This window comes from Micromonospora sp. NPDC005254 (genome assembly GCF_042872525.1).
Lineage (GTDB): Bacteria > Actinomycetota > Actinomycetes > Mycobacteriales > Micromonosporaceae > Micromonospora.
On record NZ_JBIAKM010000001.1, the window covers coordinates 949,308 to 969,792 of the forward strand.

A 20,485-nucleotide genomic window follows, 5' to 3' on the forward strand; every position below is an offset into this window, starting at 1 on the left:
CCCGTCCGAGGCGGGGTGGTCAGGAGGCCTGTTCGGCGTTGCGGGCGATGTTGCGGGCCATGCCGCCGAAGACCACGGCGTGGAACGGGGCCACCGACCCCCAGTAGGCGTGTCCGGCCAGCCCGCGGGGCAGGAAGACCGCGCGCTGCTGGTAGCGGCTGCGTCCGTTGTCGACCGGCAGCGCCCGCATCTCCAGCCAGGCGCGGCCGGGCAGTCGCATCTCCGCGCGCAGCCGCAGCAGCTCGCCCGGGACGATCTCCTCCACCCGCCAGAAGTCCAGCGCCTCGCCGACCTGGAGGCGGTGCGGGTCACGCCGGCCCCGCCGCAGCCCCACCCCGCCCACCAGCCGGTCCAGCCAGCCGCGTACCGACCAGGCGAGGGGGAACGAGTACCAGCCGTGCTCGCCGCCGACGCCCTCGATGACCCGCCAGAGCGCCGCCGGTGACGCGTCCACCGTGCGCTCCCGGACGTCGGTGTACGCGGTGCCACCGGACCAGTCCGGGTCGGTGGGCAGCGGCTCGGCCGGCGCGTCCGGACCGCTCGCGGTGGACCAGCGGGTCTCCACCTGGGCGTCGCGCACCTTGGCCAGCGCCAACGCCACCGCGTCGTCGAAGCCGGTGAGGCCGTCCGGTGGGTCGGGCACGTACCGGGCGATGTCGTGTTCGTGTGCCACGGCCTCGTGGATCAGGCTCTCCACCAGTGGGCGGGCGATCGTGTTCGGCACCGGGGTGATCAGCCCGACCCAGTGCGAGGACAGCGACGGGGTGAGCGGGCGGACCGGCACGATGATCCGCCGGCGCAGGCCGGCAACCCGGGCGTAGCGCTGCATCATGTCGCGGAAGGTGAGCACGTCCGGCCCGCCGATGTCGAAGCCGCGACTGACCTCGGGCGGCAGCGTGGTGCAGCCGGCCAGGTAGCGCAGCACGTCGCGGACCGCGATCGGCTGGATCCGGTTGCGGACCCACCGGGGGGTGACCATGGCGGGCAGCCGCTCGGTCAGGTAGCGCAGCATCTCGAACGACGCCGACCCGGACCCGATGATCACCGCGGCGCGGAGCACCGCCGTGGGCACCCCGCTGGCCAGCAGGATCCGACCCACCTCGGCCCGGGACCGCAGGTGCGGGGAGGGGACCTCGGCGTCGGCCGCCGGCTCCGGGCCGCCCAGATACACGATCCGGCGTACGCCGGCCGCGCGGGCGGCAGTCGCGAAGTTGGTCGCCGCCTCCCGGTCGGCGGCCTCGAAGTCCGCTCGGCCCAGCGAGTGCACCAGGAAGTACGCGACGTCGACGTCGGCGAACGCGGCGGGCAGCGTCTCCGGGCGGCTCAGGTCGCCCTCGACGATCTCGGCCGCCGCGGCCCAGGGCACGTCGCGCAGCCGCACCGCCTTGCGGGCGAGGCAGCGCACGGTGTGCCCGTCGGCGAGCAGCAGCGGTGTCAGCCGCCCGCCGATGTATCCGGTGGCTCCGGTGACGAGGCATCTCACGACTCCCAGTCTGCGGCCCCCTAGACTCGTTCGCTGTGGAGACCGAGACGAGCACCTTCTGGGGGCCGGATTTCGCGCAGCTCAGGGCCACCGATCCGGAGATCGCCGGGGTGGTCCTCGGCGAGCTGGACCGGTTGCGCGGTGGCCTGCAGCTCATCGCCAGCGAGAACCTGACCTCGCCGGCGGTGCTGGCCGCGCTCGGCTCGACGCTGACCAACAAGTACGCCGAGGGCTACCCGGGCCGGCGCTACTACGGCGGCTGCGCCGAGGTGGACCGGGCCGAGGAGATCGGCATCGCCCGCGCCAAGGAGCTGTTCGGGGCCGAGCACGCCAACCTCCAGCCGCACTCGGGGGCGAGCGCCAACCTGGCCGCGTACGCCGCGCTGGTGCAGCCGGGGGACACGGTGCTGGCGATGGACCTGCCGCACGGCGGGCACCTCACCCACGGCAGCCGGGTGAACTTCTCCGGCAAGTGGTTCCACCCGGTCGGTTACCCGGTTCGCCCGGACACCGAGCTGATCGACTACGACGAGGTACGCGACCTGGCCCGGGCACACCGGCCCAAGCTGATCATCTGTGGCGCGACCGCGTACCCCCGGCTGATCGACTTCGCCCGGTTCCGGGAGATCGCCGACGAGGTCGGCGCGTACCTGATGGTGGACGCCGCGCACTTCATCGGCCTGGTCGCCGGCCGGGCCATTCCGTCCCCGGTGCCGTACGCCGATGTCGTCTGCGCGACCACCCACAAGGTGCTCCGGGGCCCGCGCGGCGGCATGATCCTCTGCCGCGAGTCGCTGGCCCAGCGGATCGACAAGGCGGTCTTCCCGTTCACCCAGGGCGGCCCGCTCATGCACGCGGTGGCGGCCAAGGCGGTCGCGCTGCGCGAGGCCGCCCAGCCCGAGTTCCAGACGAACGCCCGCCAGGTGGTCAGCAACGCCCAGGCCCTCGCGGCCGGGCTGGCCGACGAGGGGATGCGCCCGGTGTCCGGCGGCACCGACACCCACCTGGCCCTGATCGACCTGCGGGAGCTGGGGGTGACCGGCGCGCAGGCCGAGGCCCGGTGCGACGCCGCCGTGATCACGCTCAACAAGAACGCCATCCCGTACGACCCGCAGCCGCCGCTGGTGGCCTCCGGCATCCGGGTGGGCACGCCGAGCGTCACGACGCAGGGGATGCGCGAGGGTGAGCTGCGGCAGGTGGCTGCCCTGATCGCCCGCGCGGTGCGCACGGACCCGGGCGCACCGGGTGGCGCCGACGCGCTGACCCGGCTCGGCGCCGAGGTGGCCGAGCTGGCCGCGGCCTTCCCGGCGTACCCCCGTGGCTGAGCCCGGGGTGCTCGAGCCCGCCGCCGACCGGCGGTGGCGGTTGCGGCACCTGCCGGTGCTGCTGGGCGCGTCGCTGGCGCTGGCCGTGGTCGCGGCTGTCGTCGGTGCGGTGACCGGCGGCGCGACGGCGGCGTTCGGCGCGGCGGTCGGGGTGGGCGTCACGGTGCTCAGCTACACGCTGACCACGGTGGTGCTGGCCCGGGCCGACCAGGTCAACCCGCAGCTGCTGCTGCCGCTCGGCGTGGGTCTGTACGTGCTGAAGTTCACCCTGTTGGGTGTCGTGCTGGTGGCGGTGGCCGCAACCGGCTGGCCCGGGTTGATTCCTCTTTGCCTCGGCATCGTCGCCGGGGTGGCAGTGTGGACAGCGGTGCACCTCTGGTGGCTGACCAGGGTGTACGCCCGCCGGCCACGGGACTGACCCGGCGATCGGCCGGCCCGCCGTCCCAACCAGCGGACGCGCCGCAATGTGTCGGCCTTCGGTCATTTTCCGACGGGCGGAAGGGGAGTAGCGTGCCCACAGACGACGGCGCCCACGAGATGCCCACACAACGATGGTTGTGCGGGGGGTGAGGCACAGCCTCGTCTTCCCGGCTGATATCGTTCGCCCCGTCATGGCTGATGACCAAACCCCCCGCCCCGCCGGTGAACCGGACGACTATCCGTCCGGCGCCGGTCAGGGTTGGACCGCGCTCAGCTACCTCGTCGGAGGCATGCTCGTGTGGGGTTTCATCGGCTGGCTGGTCGACCAGTGGCTCGACACCGGTGGCGTCGCCACCGGGATCGGCTTCGTGCTCGGCATGGCCGGGGGAGTCATCCTGGTCATCCGCCGACTCGGCACGCCTACTTAGGAAGGGACGCGGTGTTCGGACAGGCGAACGTCCTGGCAGCGGGCCAGGCGGAATTCCCACCCAGTGTGGAGGACTTCTACCTGCCCAGCATCCTGCCCTGGGGTGCACACGACTCGTACTGGGTCACCAAGTTCACCTTGATGATCTGGATCGCGGTCGGTGTGCTGATCATCTTCTTCCTGGCTACCTACCGGAACCCGAAGCTGGTCCCGACCAAGAAGCAGTGGTTCGCCGAGTCGATCTACGGCTTCGTGCGCAACAACATCTCGGTCGACATGATCGGTCACCAGGGTGTGCGGTTCGCTCCGTACTTCACCACGCTGTTCTGCTTCGTGCTGGTGACGAACGCGTTCGCGATCATCCCGTTGTTCCAGATCTCACCGAACTCGCACATCGCCTTCCCGGCGATCCTCGCGGTGATCAGCTACGTGCTGTTCAACTACATCGGCATCCGGCACCACGGGTTCGGCAAATACTTCAAGCACGCCCTGATCCCGCCGGCACCCTGGTACATCCTGCCGCTGCTGATTCCGATCGAGGCGTTCTCGACCTTCATCATCCGGCCGTTCTCGCTGGCCGTCCGTCTCTTCGCGAACATGTTCGCCGGCCACATGCTCCTGCTGGTCTTCACGCTCGGCGGCTTCGCGATGCTCAACGCCAACGCCTGGCTGGCACCGGTCTCGGTGGTCTCCTGGGTGATGACCGTGGCGCTGACCCTGCTCGAGGCACTGGTCATCGTCCTGCAGGCCTACGTCTTCACGGTGCTGAGCGCCAGCTACATCCAGGGCGCGCTCGCCGAAGCGCACTGATCCACGCACCAACCGTTGTCGTCCCGCGTGAGAGTCACGCGTGATAACCAGGAGGAACCACTAATGGACGTTCTCGCCGCGGTAAATGGCAGCACCGCCGCCATCGGCTACGGTCTCGCGGCCATCGGCCCGGGCATCGGCGTCGGCCTGGTCTTCGCCGCCTACATCCAGTCGACCGCCCGGCAGCCGGAGTCGTCCCGGATGACCCTGCCGTACGTCTGGATCGGCTTCGCCGTCATCGAGGCGCTCGCGCTGTTCGGCATCGCCTTCGGCTTCATCTGGGCCAAGTAGTACCCGCCCCTCGACCGGGAGGTCACCATGTTCAACCTTGCCGCTGAGGGTGGTGAGTCCAGCCACAACCCGATCATTCCGATCGGGCAGGAGATCGTGGTCGGCACGATCGCCTTCGCCGTGCTCTGCTTCGTGCTGATGAAGTTCGTCTTCCCGCGGATGGAGCAGACGTTCCAGGCTCGGGTCGACGCGATCGAGGGCGGCATCAAGCGCGCCGAGGCCGCCCAGGCCGAGGCGAACCAGCTGCTCGAGCAGTACCGGGCCCAGCTCGCTGAGGCCCGCACCGACGCCGCGAAGATCCGTGACGACGCGCGGGCCGACGCCGAGGGGATCCGGCAGGACATCCTCGCCAAGGCGCGGGAAGAGTCCGATCGGGTCATCCAGGCGGGCAAGGACGCACTCGCCGCCGAGCGGGCCACCATCGTGCGCGAGCTGCGCGCGGAGGTCGGCACCATCGCGGTGGACCTGGCCAGCAAGATCGTCGGTGAGTCGCTGGCCGACGAGGCGCGACGTAAGGGCACCGTCGACCGGTTCCTGAGCGGCCTCGAGAGCACGGGGGCCCGCTGATGCAGGCCGCCAGCCGGGAGTCGTACAAGGTCGCGGCCGAGCGCCTCGACGCGTACGTCCGCGGCGCGGAGCCGTCGGCGGTGGCCTCCACCGCCGACGCCATCCTCTCCGTGGCGACCCTGCTGCGGCGTGAGCCGCGGCTGCGCCGCGCGCTGTCCGAGCCGGCTCGTTCCGGCACGGACCGCGGCGCTCTGCTCGGCGACATGCTGGGTGGGCGGATCGGCGCGGACGCGCTCGACCTGCTCGTGGTGCTGGTGTCCGGCCGCTGGTCGGCACCGTCGGAGCTGCTCGACGGCGCCGAGCGCCTGGGGGTGGAGGCGCTGCTGGCCAGCGCCGACTCCGCCGGCGAGCTGGGCGAGGTCGAGGACGAGCTGTTCCGCTTCGGTCAGGTCGTGACGGGTCAGTCGGCGCTGAGCAACGCGTTGGCCGACCCGGCCGCCCCGGTCGAGCGGCGGGCCACCCTGGCCCGTGAGCTGCTCGCCGACAAGGCCCACCCGGTCACCGTCCGCCTCGTCGAGGTGGCGCTGAGCGGGTTCGGCGGACGCTCCTTCATCGGGGCGCTCACCCGGCTGGTGGAGCTCGCCGCCGAGCGGCGGGACCGGCAGGTGGCCTACGTGACCGTCGCCGCCCCCTTGAGTGACTCCGACGAGCGCCGACTGGGTGCGAGCCTCGCCGCGATATACGGTCGAGAGGTCTCCGTCAAGCAGACGGTGGACCCCCACGTCCTGGGTGGCGTGAGCGTGCGGGTCGGCTCCGACCTGTACGACGGCACGATCCTGCGCCGCCTCAACGAGACCCGCAACGCGCTCGCGAAGCGCTGATCGGCTTCGCCGCCCAGCGGCTGAGCGGCTCCGCCGCCCAGCGTTGGGGTGGCTTCGCCGCTCAGCGCCCGGATTGACAGACGCCATTCGGACCGGTTGGTACTAGGTATCCCGGGCCCCTGAATTTTAAGGAAGCAGAGGATGGCCGAGCTGACCATCTCGACGGAGGAGATCCGCGGCGCCCTGGAGCGCTACGTCTCTTCCTACTCGTCCGACGTCTCCCGCGAGGAGGTCGGCACCGTCGCCGACACCGGTGACGGTATCGCCCACGTCGAGGGCCTGCCCTCGACCATGACCAACGAGCTCCTGGAGTTCGAGGACGGCACGCTCGGCGTGGCGTTGAACCTCGACGTCCGGGAAATCGGTGTCGTCGTTCTCGGTGACTCCGCCAAGTTGGAGGAGGGGCAGCGCGTCAAGCGCACCGAGCGGGTTCTCTCCGTTCCGGTCGGCGACGCCTTCCTCGGCCGTGTGGTCGACGCGCTCGGCCAGCCCATCGACGGGCTCGGTGACATCGCCAACGAGGGCTTCCGCGAGCTGGAGCTGCAGGCTCCGAACGTGATGGCCCGCCAGTCGGTGTTCGAGCCGCTGCAGACCGGCATCAAGGCCATCGACGCGATGACCCCGATCGGTCGGGGTCAGCGTCAGCTGATCATCGGTGACCGCAAGACCGGCAAGACCACGGTCGCCCTGGACGCCATCCTCAACCAGCGGGACAACTGGCGCACCGGCGACCCGAAGAAGCAGGTCCGCTGCATCTACGTCGCCATCGGCCAGAAGGCCTCCACGATCGCCTCGATCAAGGGGCAGCTGGAGGAGGCGGGCGCGATGGAGTACACGACCATCGTCGCCTCGCCGGCCTCCGACCCGGCCGGCTTCAAGTACCTGGCCCCGTACACCGGCTCGTCCATCGGGCAGCACTGGATGTACGGCGGCAAGCACGTCCTGATCGTCTTCGACGACCTGAGCAAGCAGGCCGAGGCGTACCGGGCCGTGTCGCTGCTGCTGCGTCGCCCGCCGGGCCGTGAGGCGTACCCGGGTGACGTCTTCTACCTGCACTCCCGCCTGCTGGAGCGCTGCGCGAAGCTCTCCGACGAGCTGGGTGGCGGCTCGATGACCGGCCTGCCGATCATCGAGACGAAGGCCAACGACATCTCGGCCTTCATCCCGACCAACGTCATCTCGATCACCGACGGCCAGATCTTCCTGGAGACCGACCTGTTCAACCAGGGCGTCCGTCCGGCGATCAACGTCGGCACCTCGGTCTCCCGGGTTGGTGGCGCCGCGCAGGTGAAGCCGATGCGCAAGGTCGCCGGTTCGCTGCGGCTCAACCTGGCCCAGTACCGCGAGCTGGAGGCGTTCGCCGCCTTCGCCTCCGACCTGGACCGGGCCTCCCGGGCCCAGCTCGACCGTGGTGTCCGGCTGGTCGAGCTGCTCAAGCAGCCGAACTACTCGCCGTACCCGGTGCAGGACGAGGTCGTCTCGGTCTGGGCCGGCGTCGAGGGCAAGCTGGACGACATCCCGGTGGGTGAGATCCGGCGCTTCGAGGCCGAGTTCCTCCAGTACCTGCGGCACAAGCACGAGGGCGTGCTGGCCGGTATCGCCGACAACCAGTGGGGCGACGACATCGTCAGCTCGCTGGACGCGGCGATCACCGAGTTCAAGCAGGTCTTCCTCGGCAAGGAGGACGAGCGCAAGGTCAACGACGCGCCGGCCGCGCCGCTGGAGGGTGACGAGAACCGCGAGACGGTCACCCGCTTCCGCGACGGCACGACCGACCGCCCGGCCGAGAGCTGATCCGATGGCGGCCCAGGTACGCGTTCTTCGTCAACGGATCCGCTCGGCGAAGTCGATGAAGAAGATCACCAAGGCGATGGAGCTCGTGGCGACGAGCCGGATCGCCAAGGCCCAGGCCCGGGTGCAGGCGTCCCTGCCGTACGCCCAGGCCATCACCAGTGTGCTCACGGCGCTGGCGTCCAACGCGCGGATCGACCACCCGCTGCTCACCCCGCGCGAGCGGGTGCGGCGGGCGGGCGTCCTGCTGGTCACCAGTGACCGTGGCCTGGCCGGCGGTTACAGCTCCAACGCGATCAGGATGGCCGAGTCGCTGATCGCACGGTTGAAGGCGGACGGCAAGGAGCCGGTGCTCTACGTCATCGGGCGTAAGGGTGTCGGGTTCTACCGGTTCCGCGACCGGCCGATCGAGGCGAACTGGACGGGGTTCAGCGAGCAGCCGTCGTTCGAGGACGCCCGTACCGTGGGTGAGACGCTGATCAAGGCGTTCACCGCCGGTGCGGACGACGTCGACGGCGGTTCCGGAGCGGACGGGGTGCTCGGCGTCGACGAGCTGCACATCGTCTACACGGAGTTCCACTCGCTGATGACGCAGACCCCGGTCACCAAGGTGATCGGTCCGATGCAGGTGGAGGACCGGCCGCGCTCCGAGGGGCTGCTGCCGGCGTACGAGTTCGAGCCGGAGGCGGAGGCGCTGCTCGACGCGCTCCTGCCGAGGTACATCAACACGCGGATCTACGCGGCGTTGATCGAGTCGGCGGCGAGTGAGTCGGCGTCGCGTCGGCGGGCGATGAAGAGCGCCACCGACAACGCCGAAGACATGATCGACAAGTACACGCGTGAGATGAACTCGGCCCGCCAGGCCGGGATCACCCAGGAGATCAGCGAGATCGTCGGCGGCGCGAACGCGCTGGCCGCGTCGGGAAGTGAAGTGTGATGACTGCCCCAGTAGAGACCAAGACGGCCACGGGTCGCGTGGTCCGGGTCATCGGCCCGGTCGTCGACGCCGAGTTCCCGCGCGACGCCATGCCGGCCCTGTTCAACGCGCTAAACGTCAACGTGAACCTGTCCGGCGGTGAGAAGACGCTGACCCTGGAGGTCGCCCAGCACCTGGGTGACAACCTGGTCCGCGCGATCTCGATGCAGCCGACCGACGGCCTGGTCCGCGGCGCGGAGGTGACCGACCGCGGCGAGCCGATCACCGTTCCGGTGGGCGACGCCGTCAAGGGCCACGTCTTCAACGCGATCGGCGAGTGCCTCAACCTCACCGAGGGTGAGACGATCCAGGCCGACGACCGGTGGGGCATCCACCGCAAGGCCCCGGCCTTCGCCGACCTGGAGCCGAAGACCGAGATGCTGGAGACCGGCATCAAGGTCATCGACCTGCTCGCCCCGTACGTCAAGGGCGGCAAGATCGGCCTGTTCGGCGGCGCGGGTGTAGGCAAGACGGTGCTCATCCAGGAGATGATCACCCGTGTCGCCCGCAACTTCGGTGGTACCTCGGTGTTCGCCGGCGTGGGTGAGCGCACCCGTGAGGGCAACGACCTCATCGCCGAGATGACCGAGTCCGGCGTCATCGACAAGACCGCGCTGGTCTACGGCCAGATGGACGAGCCGCCGGGCACCCGGCTGCGGGTGGCGCTCTCCGCGCTGACCATGGCGGAGTACTTCCGGGACGTGAAGAAGCAGGAGGTGCTGCTCTTCATCGACAACATCTTCCGCTTCACGCAGGCCGGTTCCGAGGTCTCCACGCTGCTCGGCCGCATGCCGAGCGCCGTGGGTTACCAGCCGACCCTGGCCGACGAGATGGGCGAGCTCCAGGAGCGGATCACCTCCGTCCGGGGCCAGGCCATCACCTCCATGCAGGCGATCTACGTGCCGGCGGACGACTACACCGACCCCGCTCCGGCCACCACGTTCGCCCACCTGGACGCGACCACCAACCTGGAGCGGTCGATCTCCGACAAGGGCATCTACCCGGCCGTGGACCCGCTGGCGTCCTCGTCCCGGATCCTCGCCCCGGAGTTCGTCGGCCAGGAGCACTTCCAGGTCGCCACCGAGGTGAAGCGGATCCTGCAGCGCTACCGCGACCTGCAGGACATCATCGCCATCCTCGGTATCGAGGAGCTCTCCGAGGAAGACAAGATCACCGTGCAGCGCGCGCGGCGGATCGAGCGCTTCCTCTCGCAGAACACCTACGCGGCGGAGCAGTTCACCGGCGTGCCGGGCTCGACGGTCCCGATCAAGGAGACCATCGAGGCGTTCCGCAAGATCAGCGAGGGTGAGTACGACCACTTCCCCGAGCAGGCGTTCTTCATGTGCGGCGGTCTCGAGGACCTGGAGCGCAAGGCTGAGGAGCTGATGAAGGGCTGACAGCCCGCTCATCCGTACCGCAAAAGACTGCCCCGGCAATGTCGGGGCAGTCTTTTGTTCATCTTGACGCCTTACCATCGTCGCGGTCCGTTACTCGTGGTCGTCGCTCCGGCGGCGCGCGAGATACGGTCGGTCCGCGCGTTCACCTGAACGAGCGCTGACTTCTGCAACCTTTCGACGACGTGCGCCCGTCTCCTCTTCGTGGGCGTAACGAACGGAGATGCGCGTGGGTAAGGCCGGCAAGAGTGGCCGCAAGTCGTCCATCTGGCGGGGCGTGCCGCGCTGGGCCAAGGTGTGCACCGTGTTCGGCCTGGTGCTGACCATGCTCAGCGGCGGGGTGCTGGTCGGCACCGAGGTGCTGATGGCCCGCTACGAGGGCGCCGTCGGCAAGGCCGACCTCTTCGGTGACCAGGCGGCCGGCGCCAAGGAGAAGAAGAGCGAGATCAAGGGTCCGCTCAACCTCCTGCTGGTCGGCATCGACCCGCGTACGCCGACGGCGGCGCCGCTGGCCGACTCGATCATGGTGCTGCACGTGCCCGCGTCGATGGACCGGGCCTACCTCTTCTCGCTGCCGCGTGACCTCTACGTCGACATCCCGGCGTTCAAGAAGGCCAACTTCTCCGGCGAGACGACGAAGATCAACGCAGCGATGTCGTTCGGCAGCCGGGTGCCCGACGGCAACCCCGACGCGGCGCGCGGCTTCGAGTTGCTGGCCACCACCGTGCAGAACGTGACCGGCATCAAGCGGTTCGACGCCGGGGCGATCATCAACTTCACCGGCTTCCAGAAGATCGTCGACGCGATGGGCGGCGTCGACATGTACGTCGAGCGGGACGTGAAGTCCGAGCACAAGCAGCCGGACGGCAAGCCCCGGCCCGGCAACACGCGCGGCGAGGGCTACGTCGGCCCGCAGGCGATCTACAAGAAGGGCAACCACCACCTCAGCGGGTGGCAGGCGCTGGACTACGTCCGGCAGCGCTACCCGAAGAACGGTGTGCCGGACGCCGACTACGGCCGGCAGCGCCACCAGCAGCAGTTCGTCAAGGCGATGGTCGGCCAGGCGTTCAGCGCCGACGTGGTCGCCAACCCGATCAAGCTCGACAAGGTGCTTCGCGCCGCCGGTCAGTCGCTGATCTTCAACGGTCGGGGCAACAGCGTGGTCGACTTCGGGCTGGCCCTGAAGAACATCCGCCCGAACACCATCCAGATGATCAAGCTCCCCGGCGGTCCGGTCTTCGAGGGCAAGACCTACAAGGGTGAGCAGTTCCAGGCGGGCGTCCCGGACTTCTTCACCGCCCTGCACAATGAACAACTGGACCCGTTCCTGCTCGAGCACCCCGAATTCCAGAACAAGACCAAGTAGGCGTGGCGCAGCTCTCCCCACCCGCGTTGGGGGTGGCTCGGCGTCACGACTAGACTTTCGGCAATCCGTCGCCGCAGCAAGGAGACAGCGTGGCACAGCAGCTTCACGTCGAGCTCGTCGCCGTCGAGGAGAAGGTCTGGTCCGGTGAGGCCGAGATGGTCGTCGCCCGGACCACCGAGGGTGAGCTCGGTGTCCTGCCGGGGCACGCGCCGCTGCTCGGCCAGCTCGCCGAGCCCGGCCAGGTCCGCATCAAGCTGGCCGGCGGTCAGCAGGTCTCCTACGACGTGGCCGGTGGCTTCCTCTCGGTGAGCGCCGAGGGCGTCACCGTGCTGGCCGAGAGCGCGACCCCGGTTTCCGCGCAGAGCCGCTGAGTCACCCCGCGGATGGAGATCGTCGAAGGCATCGGCATCGGCGTCGCCGTCATCCTCGTCGCGCTTCTCGTGCTCTTCGTCCGGCGGGCCGTCGTGACCTGCAGCGGTGGCATCATCCGGCTCAGCGTCCGGGTCACCACCGTGCTCGACGGGCGTGGCTGGTCACCCGGCTTCGGTCGGTTCGCCGGTGACGAGCTGCGCTGGTATCGAATGTTCAGCTTCGCGCTCCGTCCCAAGCGGGTCCTCTCCCGCAAGGATCTCGCGGTCGAGCGCCGCCGATTGCCCGAAGGGCAGGAACGGCTCTCCATGCCAGCCGACTGGGTGATCCTCCGCTGTACGAGTCACCACGCACCGGTGGAGATCGCCATGGCGCGGTCGACCGTGACCGGTTTCCTCTCCTGGCTCGAGGCCGCCCCTCCGGGGGCGGTCTCGCCGCGTATGGCCTCCCAGGACTGGCCGGCTGCCTGAGGCTCGTCCGTGGTCGCCCTTGGGGTTTCCGGGGGAGCCCGCCCGGCTCCGGGCGGTCAGGCTTGATCCCTGCGCCGGGCGGGCTCCCCCGGAAACCCTTCGTCGGGCACTGTCCGTCGTTCTGGCGCGGGCTTCTGTCAGCTGCCGTTACCGATGCAGACGCGTCCTGCCTCGCGGGTTGATCGGCTCGACTTTCCTGATGTCGGGGTGTCCTGGTGGCCGGGACACCCCGACTTCAAGGAAGCGGAGTTGATCAAGGCGCTGGTCGGGCGGCCGGGCTGAGGAGTCGGCTCGGCGAGGCGTGGTGGCGATCAGATTGGGAAGTCACACCTCGACGTCGCGCGCAGCGCCCGACCTCAGCGCTTGCCGCCGGGCACCCATAGCACATCTCCCGCCGGATTTGCCGTTCTTGACAGGATAAAGAGCAGATCGGAGAGCCGGTTGAGATACTTTGCCGGGAGCGGGCTGGTCCGGTCCGGATCGTGGCTGACCAGCGCCCACGCCGCCCGCTCGGCACGCCGGGCGATGGTCCGCGCCACGTGCAGCAGCGCCGCGCCCGCGGTGCCGCCGGGGAGGATGAAGGAGTCGAGCTTGCTCAGGCGTGCGTTGTACTCGTCGCACCAGCCCTCCAGGCGCTCGACGTACTCCTCGGTCACCCGCAGCGGCGGGTACTTCGGCTCCGGCTCGACCGGGGTGGACAGGTCGGCGCCGACGTCGAACAGGTCGTTCTGCACCGACGCCAGCACGCCCCGCAGTTCCTCGTCGAGCTGGCCGAGAGCGAGCGCGACACCGATCGCCGCGTTGCACTCGTCGACATCCGCGTACGCGGCGATGCGTGGATCGGTCTTCGGGACCTGCTCGTTGTTGCTCAGCCTGGTCATGCCGGCGTCGCCGGCCTTGGTGTAGATGCGCGTGAGGTGGACGGCCATGACGCACAGCCTACGGATACCGGACCTGACGATCCCCGCACGGCCGGACGCGACAGCCGGCTGGCCCGCGGTGGTGGGTCCCGGCGACGCCGGCGATCCGGCGGTCAACGACGTCGACGTCATCCGGGTCTGCGGTGCCGCCCGGCTGGCGGGCACCGTGCACGTCGTCGGCGCCAAGAACTCGGCGCTGAAGTTGATGGCCGCCGCGCTGCTCGCCCCCGGCCGCAGTGTGATCACCAATGTTCCCCGGATCACCGACATCGCGATCATGGGGGAGGTGCTGCGGCGGCTGGGCTGCGACGTCCAGTTCGACCCGGACGACCCCGTTGACCCCATGGTGGCCCGCGGCGGGGTCGCCCGGTCCCGCTCGGTGACCATCGACGTACCCGCGCAACCCGGCGCGGAGGCCGACTACGACCTGGTCCGACGGCTGCGCGCGTCGATCTGCGTGCTGGGCCCCCTGCTGGCCCGTCGGGGGTACGTGCGGGTGGCCCACCCCGGCGGCGACGCGATCGGCTCGCGCGGCCTGGACATGCACATCTCCGGGCTGACCCGGATGGGCGCGGAGATCTCCGGCGAGCACGGCTTCGTGATCGCCGAGGCCCCGCACGGGCTGCGCGGCGCGGACATCGTGCTGGACTTCCCCAGCGTGGGCGCGACCGAGAACCTGGTGATGGCGGCGGTCCTGGCCCAGGGCACCACGACGATCGACAACGCGGCCCGGGAGCCGGAGATCGTCGACATCTGCACGATGCTCAACCAGATGGGCGCGCGGATCTCCGGCGCCGGCACATCCACCCTGCGGATCACCGGCGTGGCCGGCCTGCGTCCGGTGCGGCACGCCACAGTGGGGGACCGGATCGTCGCCGGCACCTGGGCCTTCGGCGCCGCGATGACGCGCGGCGACGTGACGGTGACCGGGCTGGACCCGGCCTACCTGGAGGTCGCGCTGGACAAGGTCGTCGCGGCCGGCGGCCTGGTCGAGACGCACGGTGACGGCTTCCGGGTACGCATGGACGACCGGCCCCGCGCGGTGGACGTGGTGACGCTGCCGTACCCCGGCTTCGCCACCGACCTGCTGCCCATGGCGATCGGGCTGGCCGCGGTCAGCGACGGCGCCTCCCTGATCACGGAGAACATCTTCGACGGCCGGTTCATGTTCGCCAACGAGATGATGCGGCTCGGCGCGGACATCAAGACCGACGGGCACCACGCGGTGGTCCGGGGGCGGGAGCGGCTGTCCGGAGCGCCGGTACGGGCCACCGACATCCGCGCCGGCGCCGGGCTGATCATCGCCGGCCTCTGCGCGGACGGGCCCACGGAGGTCTCCCACGTGCACCACGTCGACCGGGGGTACCCGGATTTCGTGGCCGACCTGCGCGCGCTCGGTGTGGCGGTGGAGCGGGGCACCGCGCCGGACGAGCCGTCGCTGGAGATCTGACGCCCTGGCCGGCGTCCCACCGGGTCGGCACCCGCGAACGCTGTGGGTCGCGCGGTGTCAGGTGGCCTGCAGCGAGGCACGCACGTGCCGTCGTGCGTCGTGGATACGTGACTTCAGGGTGCCGACCGGAATGGCGAGATGGTCGGCGATCTGGTCGTAGGTCAACTGGCACAGGTCACGCAGCACCAGCGGGGCGACCAGTTCGGGTCGGTGCGCCTCCAGTCGTTCCAGCGCGTCCAGCAGGTCGAGTCGGGAACCCGCGATCACGCTTGTGGTGCGCGGGTCGGCGGCGTCGAGCGGGAGCTGTGGCGTGGACTGCTCGTCGGCCCGGCGCTTGAGGCTGCGGTACGTCTGCCGGGCGCAGTTGGCCGTGACGATGTGCAGCCAGGTGGAGAACTTCGACCGGCCCGCGAAGCTGTCGATCTTGCGGGCGACCTGCAGGAGGGCATCCTGGCACGCCTCTTCGGCATCCTGCCGGCAGGGAAGGAGGCGCAGGCACTGCCGCATGACCTGCGGGCCGATCCTGACCAGCAACATGTCCAGTGCGGCGGCGTCGCCCCTTGCGGCACGACCGGCGAGATCCTCGATAGCAAGATCGTCTGACAAGCTCAGGCCCCGTTCCTCAGCGTCTTGTCGGCCATAATACGGGCGTGTCAGTACCCGGCAAGATCGGTCGATACCGCGTTGTACGGCGTATCGGTTCCGGAGCGTTCGCCACCGTGTGGCTCGGCGCCGACGATGCTCTGGACGCTTCCGTAGCGATCAAGGTGCTGGCGGACAACTGGTCGTACCACGCTGATCTGCGGGAGCGGTTCGAGCAGGAAGCGCGGATCATGCGGCGGACGGATTCCAGTCTGCTCGTGCGTGTGCTCGACGTCGGTGAGCTGCCGGACGGACGGCCGTACCTGGTGATGCCGTACGCGGCTGGCGGCACCCTCGCCGATCGGCTCGTCTCGGGGCCGCTGCCGGTACGGGAGGCCCTGCTCATCGCGGCCGACATCGCCAGCGCCGTCACGGTGCTGCACGAGGCCGGCGTGCTGCACCGGGATCTCAAGCCGTCCAATGTGTTGTTCCAGCCGGCTGCGGACCGGGATCGGGTGCTCGTCGCCGACCTCGGTCTGGCCAAGGCGCTCGCCAACGCGTCCGGCTTCACCATCGCGGCTGGCACACCCGGCTACATGCCACCCGAGCAGGCCACCGCCGGTGGTGGTCTGGACATCCGCGCCGACGTGTACGCGATCGGCGCGACGACCTACCACATGGTGACCGGCCGCCCGCCCGAGCCGGCACGGTCGACCGGTAGCCGTTCGGGCCGGGCCGGGCGCACCCTGCTCCGGCCATCCGAGCTTCGGCCCGGAATTCCCTCCGAAGTGGACGACCTGGTGCGCCGCGCGCTGCATCCCGACCCGCGGCAACGCTGGGCGTCCGCTGCCGTGATGCGCGAGGAGCTGCACCGGGTCATCGCGTCGTTGGAGCGGGACGCGGGCCGTGGCCGGTTCGTGCGGCAGTTGGGGCGGGTCGTCGGCGTCGGGGTCGCACTGACCGCGCTGCTGGCGATGACTGGTTCCAGTTCCACGCTGCCGGCACGGTCCGGGTGGGTTCGCGTGGACGATGCCTCCGGTGCTCTTTCGGTGGCGGTGCCGGCGAGCTGGGCCGGCCAGGTGAAGGACGCCGGCTGGGACCCTTCGGTACTGCGCCTTCCCGCTGGCCAGGCGCCGGGTCTCGTGGTCGCCCCGAACCTCGCCGTCTGGCCGGACCCGGCGAGTGGGATGGCCGGTGTGTTCGTCGGCGCGAGCAGGGCGCTGCTCGCCGGCGACCCGGAACCGGCGTTACCCGGCCACCCCTCCTGCGTCCGGCAGCCCGACCGGACCGTGAACGTGGGGGGCGACAGCGCGTTGGTACGACGGTGGACATCGTGTGGCGCTTCGGTGTCGTTCAGCGAGGTGGTGTTGGCCGTGCCGCAGCGCGGCTGTGGCGTCTACCTGCAGATCAAGCAGGTCGGTGACGAGGACCTGACCGACGAGATCCTGGCCGGCCTGCGGTTGTCCAGCGCGCTGGCGCCGCAGGCCGGCCGTTTCGGGTCCGTCTACTCGTAGCAGTTCTGGTTCGCGTACTGGAGGGTCAGCTGGGTGACTTTGCCGTTCCTCGTCCCGATGCGGTAGACGGCCTTGCTGTTGCCGGGGGTCTTCGCGACGCCGCGACCGTTCGTCGCGTCTCCGTCGGCTGCCTTCCACGTCGGGTAGATCCGCAGCATCTCGGCGCTCGACATGCCGATGCGCGCTCCCTCGGGCGTCCTGATTCCCTCGTACGCGTCGATGGTGGCGATTCCCAGGGTCGGCGAGAGGAGGACGACCCCGTCCTCGCTCGGGGCGGCCCGCAGGTGCGCCGGCGCGCAGTCGCCCCCGTTGTTCCCGAAGGCCCGCAGCTGTCCCGTCCCGGTGGCCTGCTGACGGGTCATGCCGAGCTTCAGCGAGCCGATGCCGTCCGGGCCCAGGACGAGCGACGCCGCGCGGGTCGGGTCGCTTGGCGGTCGGGCGGACGACGGGGACGACGGGGGCGGGCTGGACGGGGTGGACGGGGTGGGCGTGCCGGTGGTGGCCGCGCTGGTCGTCGGCTCAGGCGAGCCTGCGGGCGCAGCGTTGCCGCCCTGGTGTGCGGGTGACGAGCACGCCGCTGCGAGCAGGAGGCAGGTGAGGGTTCCGACCATGGACGTTGCGCGCATCATGAGCTCCTGGCTGTGTCCGTCTGTTGCGTTGTCGTAGGGTTCGATGCACCCAACCGGAAGTTTGTTCGCTCTGGCGAGTCGTGCATCCGTCACACGGGCGCGGCGGCTGGCGCCCCGACACCGCCCCTCCGGAGCACTTAGTCATCGTTCAGGCTCGCAGACTAGGGTGCAGGCAGGCACTCAATCGCAGCGAGGGAGAAGCAGATGGCGGGTCGACTCGCGGTCGTCGGGGCCGGGCTGATGGGCTCCGGCATCGCCCAGGTGGCGGCGCAGGCGGGCTGGCAGGTGACGCTGCGCGACCTGGACGACGCGGCCACCACCCGGGGGCTCGGCGGCATCCGGAAGTCGCTGGAGAAGTTCGCCGAGAAGGGCAAGATCGAGGCGTCCGACGTCGAGGCGACGCTGGCGCGGATCACCCCGACCACCGACCTGGAGGCGGCGGCGGACGCGGACATCGTGGTCGAGGCGGTCTTCGAGCGGCTGGAGATCAAGCACGAGGTGTTCCGTGCGCTGGACAAGATCTGCAAGTCCGACGCGGTGCTCGCCACCAACACGTCGGCCATTCCGGTCACCCAGATCGCCGCGGTCACCGAGCGGCCCGAGGCCGTCGTCGGCACCCACTTCTTCTCACCGGTGCCGATGATGCAGCTCTGTGAGCTGGTGCGCGGCTACAAGACCAGCGACGACACGCTGGCCACCGTGCGGGCCTTCGCCGAGGAGATCGGCAAGACGGTCGTGGTGGTCAACCGGGACATCGCCGGCTTCGTCACCACGCGGCTGATCTCCGCCCTGGTGGTGGAGGCGGTCAAGCTGGTCGAGTCCGGCGTGGTGTCGGCGGAGGATCTGGACACCGCCTGCCGGTTGGGCTTCGGGCACGCGATGGGCCCGCTGGCCACCACCGACCTGACCGGCGTGGACGTGCTGCTGCACGCCTCGAAGAACATCTACACCGACACGGCGGACGAGAAGTTCTTCCCGCCGGAGCTGCTCCAGCGCATGGTCACCGCCGGCGACCTGGGCCGCAAGACCGGCAAGGGTTTCTACACGTACTGAGTCGCGACGACCGGGGCGGCTGCCCGCCCCGGTCGACCGCTCAGCCGTCGCGCTTGGTGGTCCAGCGGAAGGTGGTCAGGCAGAGCACCAGGCCGATCACGCACCACAGGGCGAGCACCAGCGCCACCCGGCCCAGCTCGAACGACCCACCCGGCTCCTGGGCGCCGAAGCTCTCGGGCAGGAAGACCGCGCGCAGCCCCTGGCACATCCACTTGAGCGGGAACAGCGCCGCCACCTGCTGCATCCAGGTCGGCAGGTCGGTGAAGACGAAGAACACCCCGGAGATGAACTGGAGCACCAGGGCGACCGGGGTGACCACCGCCGAGCCGCTGCGGGCCGTGCGGGCCAGCGACGAGATGGCGATGCCACACAGGGTGCACGCGGTCACCCCGAGCATCGCGACCCAGCCGAAGGTGAACCACTTCGCGGCGGTGCCGGGCAGGTCGAGGTCGAACAGCGCCACCGCGAAGGCCAGCAGCAGGGCCGTCTCGGCGATGCCGATCGCCACCACCATGATCACTTTGCCGGCGAACCAGACCCACTTCGGCATCGGTGTGCCCCGGTAGCGCTTGAGCACCCCCCGGTCCCGCTCGATCGGGATCCAGATGCCGAGGTTCTGGAAGCTCACCGTCATCAGGCCGGTCGCGATCATGCCGGTGATGAAGTACTGGGTGAACTTGACCCCGCCACCGATCGTCCCGTGGAAGATCGACGCGAAGATCAGGATCATGATGATGGGGAAGCCCATCGTGAAGACCACGGACTCCCGACTGCGCAGGAACTGGGTGATCTCCAGCCGGCCCTGCCGCAGGGCCAGCGCGCCCGCGCCCAGCCGGCGGCCCTTGGTCGCGGCGACCGGCGTCGCCGGCTTCGTCGTGGTCGTCATCGCGCGTGTCCGATCATCGTGAGGTAGACGTCCTCCAGGGTCGGCCGGGTCACCGTGAGGCCGGGGACCTCGCCGCCGTAGCGCGCGGCCAGGTCGGCGACCAGGGCCGTCGGCGTCGCGCTCTGCGCGCTCTCCAGCGTCCCTTCCGGGGTACGCCAGGAGACCGTGGCCAGAGCCTCCTGCCGGTTGCCCAGCCGGTTCGGGGCGGCCACCTCGACCAGCCGGCCGCCAGCGATCACACCGACCCGGTCGGCGAGCGCCTCCGCCTCGTCCAGATAGTGGGTGGTGAGCACGATCGTGGTGCCGGCCGCGGCGAGGTCGCGGATCAGCTCCCAGAACTCGCGGCGGGCCTCCGGGTCGAAACCGGTGGTCGGCTCGTCGAGGAAGAGCAGTTCAGGGCGGCCGATGATGCCCAGCGCCACATCCAGGCGGCGCTTCTGCCCGCCGGAGAGGGTGTGCGTACGAGCCTTCGCCTTGCCGGCCAGCCCGACCCGCTCGATGACCTTGTCCGGGTCGTCCGCGTCCGGATAGAAGCCGGAGAAGTGCCGGACCACCTCGGCCACGGTCAGCTCGTCGAACTCGCCGGTGCCCTGCAGCACGATGCCGACGCGGGAGCGCCAGCCGGCGTCGGGATGGGCCGGGTCCGCGCCGAGCACGGCCACCTCGCCGGCATCGCGGCGCCGGTAGCCCTCCAGGATCTCGACCGTGGTGGTCTTGCCGGCGCCGTTCGGGCCGAGCAACGCGAACACCTCACCGCGGTGGACGTCGAGATCCACGCCCGCCACCGCCACGTTGTCGCCGTACGCCTTGCGCAGCCCTCGGACGGAGATGGCCAGCTCGTCATCCATGCTGTCCAGTGTGCGTCTTGACCGCCACACCCCGCTGCCCGGGGTGTGGCGGTCAGCGCCACCGCGAGCGCTTCGGACCCGGTCGTCCGCGAC

General features: G+C 70.1%; 22 protein-coding genes. 16 read left to right on the forward strand and 6 right to left on the reverse strand.

Annotated elements, in window-relative coordinates:
* Positions 1–19 precede the first annotated feature (19 nt).
* On the reverse strand, positions 20–1,483 hold the full coding sequence (locus tag ACFYPR_RS04565; RefSeq protein ID WP_354861493.1) for an SDR family oxidoreductase: 1,464 nt from the start codon (positions 1,481–1,483) through the stop codon (positions 20–22).
* 35 nt (positions 1,484–1,518) lie between these two features.
* Between ACFYPR_RS04565 and glyA the strand changes: the two genes are divergently transcribed.
* The 13 genes from glyA (at position 1,519) to ACFYPR_RS04630 (ending at position 12,510) form a co-directional block, all read left to right on the forward strand.
* Positions 1,519–2,808, forward strand: coding sequence for a serine hydroxymethyltransferase (gene glyA, locus ACFYPR_RS04570; protein ID WP_387258583.1), 1,290 nt, complete (start codon positions 1,519–1,521; stop codon positions 2,806–2,808).
* Positions 2,801–3,226: a hypothetical protein gene (locus ACFYPR_RS04575; RefSeq protein ID WP_354861496.1), complete on the forward strand. Its 426-nt coding sequence runs from the start codon at positions 2,801–2,803 to the stop codon at positions 3,224–3,226. Before glyA ends, ACFYPR_RS04575 begins: the two co-directional genes overlap by 8 nt.
* Positions 3,227–3,419: 193 nt before the next feature.
* A complete protein-coding gene (locus ACFYPR_RS04580; RefSeq protein WP_266245732.1) occupies positions 3,420–3,656 on the forward strand; it encodes an AtpZ/AtpI family protein in 237 nt (78 codons plus the stop codon).
* 11 nt (positions 3,657–3,667) lie between these two features.
* Positions 3,668–4,465: a F0F1 ATP synthase subunit A gene (gene atpB / locus ACFYPR_RS04585; protein ID WP_355137948.1), complete on the forward strand. Its 798-nt coding sequence runs from the start codon at positions 3,668–3,670 to the stop codon at positions 4,463–4,465.
* Positions 4,466–4,528: 63 nt separating this feature from the next.
* The gene (locus ACFYPR_RS04590) at positions 4,529–4,756 is read left to right on the forward strand and encodes an ATP synthase F0 subunit C (RefSeq protein ID WP_007464523.1); all 228 of its coding nucleotides are present in this window, start codon (positions 4,529–4,531) and stop codon (positions 4,754–4,756) included.
* A 27-nt stretch (positions 4,757–4,783) separates the two neighbouring features.
* Positions 4,784–5,323 (forward strand): F0F1 ATP synthase subunit B, encoded by a 540-nt coding sequence (locus ACFYPR_RS04595; RefSeq protein WP_354861498.1) that lies wholly within the window; start codon positions 4,784–4,786, stop codon positions 5,321–5,323.
* Positions 5,323–6,144 carry a F0F1 ATP synthase subunit delta gene (locus ACFYPR_RS04600; RefSeq protein WP_355137946.1) on the forward strand — a complete coding sequence of 274 codons (822 nt, stop codon included), beginning with the start codon at positions 5,323–5,325 and terminating at the stop codon, positions 6,142–6,144. Before ACFYPR_RS04595 ends, ACFYPR_RS04600 begins: the two co-directional genes overlap by 1 nt.
* A 141-nt stretch (positions 6,145–6,285) precedes the next feature.
* Positions 6,286–7,938 carry a F0F1 ATP synthase subunit alpha gene (gene atpA, locus ACFYPR_RS04605; RefSeq protein WP_354862470.1) on the forward strand — a complete coding sequence of 551 codons (1,653 nt, stop codon included), beginning with the start codon at positions 6,286–6,288 and terminating at the stop codon, positions 7,936–7,938.
* A gap of 4 nt (positions 7,939–7,942) precedes the next feature.
* The gene (locus ACFYPR_RS04610; protein ID WP_354862468.1) at positions 7,943–8,872 is read left to right on the forward strand and encodes a F0F1 ATP synthase subunit gamma; all 930 of its coding nucleotides are present in this window, start codon (positions 7,943–7,945) and stop codon (positions 8,870–8,872) included.
* A complete protein-coding gene (gene atpD / locus ACFYPR_RS04615; RefSeq protein WP_354862466.1) occupies positions 8,872–10,308 on the forward strand; it encodes a F0F1 ATP synthase subunit beta in 1,437 nt (478 codons plus the stop codon). Before ACFYPR_RS04610 ends, atpD begins: the two co-directional genes overlap by 1 nt.
* 220 nt (positions 10,309–10,528) lie before the next feature.
* Positions 10,529–11,671 carry an LCP family protein gene (locus tag ACFYPR_RS04620; protein ID WP_354862464.1) on the forward strand — a complete coding sequence of 381 codons (1,143 nt, stop codon included), beginning with the start codon at positions 10,529–10,531 and terminating at the stop codon, positions 11,669–11,671.
* Between the two features lie 89 nt (positions 11,672–11,760).
* Positions 11,761–12,042 (forward strand): F0F1 ATP synthase subunit epsilon, encoded by a 282-nt coding sequence (locus tag ACFYPR_RS04625; RefSeq protein ID WP_354862462.1) that lies wholly within the window; start codon positions 11,761–11,763, stop codon positions 12,040–12,042.
* Between the two features lie 12 nt (positions 12,043–12,054).
* The gene (locus ACFYPR_RS04630) at positions 12,055–12,510 is read left to right on the forward strand and encodes a DUF2550 domain-containing protein (protein ID WP_354862460.1); all 456 of its coding nucleotides are present in this window, start codon (positions 12,055–12,057) and stop codon (positions 12,508–12,510) included.
* A 356-nt stretch (positions 12,511–12,866) separates the two neighbouring features.
* On the opposite strand, the gene ACFYPR_RS04635 is transcribed toward ACFYPR_RS04630, so the two are convergent.
* Complete coding sequence (locus ACFYPR_RS04635; RefSeq protein WP_354862458.1) at positions 12,867–13,439, reverse strand: cob(I)yrinic acid a,c-diamide adenosyltransferase; 573 nt, start codon at positions 13,437–13,439, stop codon at positions 12,867–12,869.
* Here ACFYPR_RS04635 and murA point away from each other — a divergent pair.
* A complete protein-coding gene (gene murA / locus ACFYPR_RS04640) occupies positions 13,438–14,880 on the forward strand; it encodes a UDP-N-acetylglucosamine 1-carboxyvinyltransferase (RefSeq protein WP_355063551.1) in 1,443 nt (480 codons plus the stop codon). The genes ACFYPR_RS04635 and murA overlap by 2 nt on opposite strands.
* Positions 14,881–14,937: 57 nt before the next feature.
* On the opposite strand, the gene ACFYPR_RS04645 is transcribed toward murA, so the two are convergent.
* Entirely contained in the window at positions 14,938–15,486 is a 549-nt protein-coding gene (locus ACFYPR_RS04645) for an RNA polymerase sigma factor (protein ID WP_354862456.1), read from the reverse strand.
* A gap of 44 nt (positions 15,487–15,530) precedes the next feature.
* Between ACFYPR_RS04645 and ACFYPR_RS04650 the strand changes: the two genes are divergently transcribed.
* Complete coding sequence (locus ACFYPR_RS04650) at positions 15,531–16,976, forward strand: serine/threonine-protein kinase (protein ID WP_387258585.1); 1,446 nt, start codon at positions 15,531–15,533, stop codon at positions 16,974–16,976.
* On the opposite strand, the gene ACFYPR_RS04655 is transcribed toward ACFYPR_RS04650, so the two are convergent.
* Positions 16,967–17,602 carry a hypothetical protein gene (locus ACFYPR_RS04655; RefSeq protein ID WP_355063545.1) on the reverse strand — a complete coding sequence of 212 codons (636 nt, stop codon included), beginning with the start codon at positions 17,600–17,602 and terminating at the stop codon, positions 16,967–16,969. The two genes, ACFYPR_RS04650 and ACFYPR_RS04655, sit on opposite strands and share 10 nt — an antisense overlap.
* A gap of 207 nt (positions 17,603–17,809) precedes the next feature.
* Here ACFYPR_RS04655 and ACFYPR_RS04660 point away from each other — a divergent pair, with 207 nt between their 5' ends.
* Positions 17,810–18,658 carry a 3-hydroxyacyl-CoA dehydrogenase family protein gene (locus ACFYPR_RS04660; protein ID WP_354863111.1) on the forward strand — a complete coding sequence of 283 codons (849 nt, stop codon included), beginning with the start codon at positions 17,810–17,812 and terminating at the stop codon, positions 18,656–18,658.
* A gap of 40 nt (positions 18,659–18,698) precedes the next feature.
* Here ACFYPR_RS04660 and ACFYPR_RS04665 read toward each other — a convergent pair whose 3' ends face one another.
* Both ACFYPR_RS04665 and ACFYPR_RS04670 read right to left on the reverse strand, forming a co-directional pair.
* Complete coding sequence (locus tag ACFYPR_RS04665) at positions 18,699–19,544, reverse strand: ABC transporter permease (RefSeq protein WP_387258587.1); 846 nt, start codon at positions 19,542–19,544, stop codon at positions 18,699–18,701.
* Entirely contained in the window at positions 19,541–20,392 is an 852-nt protein-coding gene (locus ACFYPR_RS04670) for an ABC transporter ATP-binding protein (RefSeq protein WP_355137938.1), read from the reverse strand. Before ACFYPR_RS04670 ends, ACFYPR_RS04665 begins: the two co-directional genes overlap by 4 nt.
* Positions 20,393–20,485 lie beyond the last annotated feature (93 nt).